This window comes from Clostridium sp. ATCC BAA-442, from assembly GCF_964239415.1.
GTDB lineage: Bacteria > Bacillota > Clostridia > Oscillospirales > Oscillospiraceae > Flavonifractor > Flavonifractor plautii.
The window spans coordinates 141,094-144,907 of the sequence record NZ_CAXSQB010000003.1; the positions used below are offsets into that span (position 1 = coordinate 141,094).

General features: G+C 59.2%; 2 protein-coding genes. One reads left to right on the forward strand and one right to left on the reverse strand.

Annotation, left to right across the window (positions count from 1 at the left end; translation table 11 throughout):
- Positions 1-360: 360 nt before the first annotated feature.
- A complete protein-coding gene (locus ACESY8_RS02510; protein WP_204681793.1) occupies positions 361-798 on the forward strand; it encodes a hypothetical protein in 438 nt (145 codons plus the stop codon).
- Between the two features lie 67 nt (positions 799-865).
- On the opposite strand, the gene ACESY8_RS02515 is transcribed toward ACESY8_RS02510, so the two are convergent.
- Positions 866-3,769 (reverse strand): S-layer homology domain-containing protein, encoded by a 2,904-nt coding sequence (locus ACESY8_RS02515; RefSeq protein WP_054338499.1) that lies wholly within the window; start codon positions 3,767-3,769, stop codon positions 866-868.
- Positions 3,770-3,814: the final 45 nt, after the last annotated feature.

The following is a 3,814-nucleotide window of genomic DNA, read 5'->3' on the forward strand; positions in this document are numbered from 1 at the left end:
TGGCCCCGGCGGGCGGGCGGCCATAAAGGCCGCCCCTACATTTCCGGGGTTCCATTTCCGGCAGGCTATCTCACGGCGCTTGTATGTAGGGGCGGGTGCCCACACCCGCCCGGGGCTGGCCGGTGGCCCGGAAAGACGGGCCGATGTGGGCATCGGCCCCTACAAAGTTCTGTTACACGGGCGGCTCCTGCGGCCGCCCCTACATTTCCGGGGTTCCGCTTCCGGCAGGCTATCTCACGGCGCTTGTATATATGGGCGGGTGCCCACACCCGCCCGCAGGCCGTCCAGCAGGACAAGATCCCCGCGTCCGGCGGTATGCCGGGCGCGGGGGTGCCCTAATCTTCAGAGGGGGTAATGAGAATGGCAAATTATACGGAACACTATCAATTACATCAATGGGAACCGGAGGACAGCTTTCTCCGCACCGACTTCAACGAGGACTTGGGAAAAATTGACGCCGCCTTACAGGATGTCAACACCCTGGCCGCAGGCCGGGCGGATGTCATAACCGGAACCTACACCGGCAACGGGGCGGCCAGCCGAAGCATTGAACTGGGCTTTACCCCAAAGGCGGTACTGCTGCTCCTGTCGACAGGGCATATGAGTAACGCCTACATCGGGTATCGCTACGGCGGCCTGGCTTTTGAAGGCGCCCCCGTAACCACGGACTGGGAGTCCAAAGGCGGCACCCCCGTGCTGAATATCGTCTCAGGCGGGTTTCAGGTCTACTATGACTACGACGAAGACGTTTTTACCAACCGTGACAGATACGTCTATCGCTATCTGGCTCTGCGGTGAGGGCAAAGTGAGAACCCCCGTGCATGCGCACGGGGGTTCTTGCTTTTGGCCATACGTCCGGGGGCGATTAATCGCCGGAGGTAACGGTATAGTTAATGGTGATATTCACGCCGTCCACAGTCAGAGTAACGGTCTTGCTGCCGCTAATGCTAGAGATACCATCATCGGCCAAAGCCTTGACCAGGGTGTTGGCACTGTCGCCAGTGGTCAGACTCTTGTCGCTGGAATCGTACCAGTTGCTGCCCTGGAGGGGCCCATTGTTATCCCACACGTAGGTCACACTGTCATACACGATGGTGGTAGCGCCCTGGCGGTGCAGGGAGCCCAGGAAGCGGGCGGTATCCCAGACAATGGAATTGGACTCGCTATCAATGGCGGACTGCTTAAAGGAGGCAGCCACAGTGGAGCCGGTGGAGCTCCAAGTACCGTGGGCAACATAGTCACCCTGGTCGCCGTTCTCCCCCCAAGCGCCGTCGTCACTCTTCACGGCCTCAGAGACGGCCTCCTCAACCTCAGCCACAGTCTCATCAGTGATGATGCTGTTGTCCTCGTCCACATAGACCTCAATCACAGCGTCGTCATCGTAAACAGCGGAGATCACGCCCTTGAAGTTGTCCTTCTCATAGTCGCGGGCCAGACGGCTGGGAGTGGTGGTCTTGCCGGTGCCGCCATCGTTCAGGAAGATGGTGTACTCGTCGGCCAGAGCCAGATCCACACCGCCGAAGGACAGCACGCCGGAGGAGTAGGTGATCTTGGAGTCGACGTTCCAGACGCGCAGGTCGTTGCCGGAGACGGCGTTGTCGATGCGGTTCAGATCGCTGGTGTTGACATAGCCGTCAGCGTCGTAGGTCACATTGCCGTACAGGCCAATCTCTACACCACTGGTGCTGTTCAGGTTGACAGTGCCGATCTCGCCGTTGACAATGGCGTCAAAGACATAGTAGTCGTTGTCGTCGGCATCCTGGCTGGACTCGTAATCGGTGTCCAGGATGTAGATGCGGTCGCCCGCCACGCTGCCGGACACACCCAGCTCGCCAGTCTCACCGTTGATGAACAGGTAGTCGGCATAGCCGTTGTCGTCCAGGATCGCGGCAACCTCAACCTGAGCGGAAGCGGTCACGTCGGGTACGTTGCGGATGCCGGTGTAGACATTCACATTGTCGCCGCGGCGGATCACGAACACGGTATCGTTGTTCAGGCGGACAGTTTCGCCATCCAGAGTGATGCGGGTGTCGCCAGTGCTGATAACAGTGTCAGAGTCAAGGGTGGCAGAAGCAGACTCGGCATCCTTCACCGCAGTCAGCTCATAGGTGCCGTCGTTCTGCTCGTCATAAGCATACCACTTGTTCTCGGCATCGTTGTTCTCCCAGGACAGATCGTCGCTGTTAGAGACCTCGATAACAGCAGTGGTGCCGTCCACGAAGTAGGCCTTGGCCTCATAGCTCTTGTTGACACCGCCAATCTGGGCCTTGCTGGTGATGAACACGTAGTCGTTGGAAGCCTCCACGCCGTCAGCGTAAATGACATAGCCGTAAGTATCCAGAACCAGATCGTAGTCGTCCTTCAGGTTGTAGGTGCTGCTATAGCCCTGGCTGTACTCGTACTTGGTGCCGTCCACAGTGACGTTCTTGTCCTTGGTGTAGGCAGTCACGGTGCCGGAGACGACTTCGGCAGCCTGAATGGTCTTGACCTCGTCGCCCACAGCGGTGATCAGGACATAATCGCCGTCCTCAAATGCGGACAGGTTTTCAAAGTCGTCGGCAGACAGGGTGGTATTGACAGCGGGGAAGGTATCCAGGCCCAGATCATCCAGCTCCAGCTCCTCGTTCTCCTCGTCATAGTCGCCGTCCACCTGAGCCACGTAGGTGTGAATCTCGGACAGGATGACGTTGTTGTCGTCGTCCACAAACACCTGGGTCAGGACGCCCTTGGCAGTGCCCTCGGCATCGTCGGTCTCGTTGTTCACGAAGTAGTCGGCCACATCGGCGTTCTTGACCTCCACACCGTCCACATAGACAGTAAAGTCAGTGGGGTTCTTGCTGGCAGTGATGGAGTTGTAAACGGTACGGCCGATCACATCGTACAGGTCGCCCTTATCCACAGCGGTAGTAAAGGTGCCGTCAGCCTCGGCAGCGTAGGTGCCGATGACGTCGTTCTTCAGCTTCCACTGGTTGGCGGGGCGGGCAAAGTCGTCCTCACCGTTGACCTTTTTCAGATCTGCGAAGTAACGCTCACAGAACTGCTGGGTATCGTCGTTGCTGTCGCCGGCATAGTCGCTGTCGGTCTTGGAGACAGGTTCAGCGGCAGTGTTGCCCACGATGATGGTGGAGCCGTCAGGCTGCTGGATAGTGGTGCCGCGGCTGGCGTAGCGCACCATGTCGGCCTCCAGGGTCTGGTAGGCCATCTGGGCAGCCTGCTCACGGGTCATGGCATCGGCCATGATTACACCGGACACGGCGATACCGGCATCCACGGCATCGGCGGCCACATTGACGGCCCAGTCGTTGCCCACATACTGCTCGATAGCGGGATCATAGCCCAGGGCCACCAGCAGCATCTTGGCAAACGCCAGTCCGGTCAGCTCACCCTCAGGATTGAAGGTGCCGTTGCCTGTGCCCGCCAGAATGTTCTGCTGGGCGCAGTAGCCGATGTAGCCGGCAGACCAGCGGTCGGCAGCCACGTCGCTGAACACAGTGGAGTTAGTGGTCAGGTTCTCGGCATCGTCGCCCAAGAGCATGCGGCAGATGATGGCCGCAGCCTGCTCACGGGTCAGAATGCCGGTAGGATCAAAGGCGCCCTTGTCGGTGCCCTCGAACACGCCGAGCGCGGTCATGACTTCCGCGGCCTCGGCGTAAGTGATCTCGTTGCCGTCGACGAAATCACTGCTCGCAGCGGAGGCGCCGACGACCATCATACCGACGAGCATGACAGCGGCCAGAACCAGGCTGAGAGTCCGCTTGAGGTTTCTCATTTGGATTTCCTCCTTCTGAATTTTGAAGCCTAGGGGCGTATGACG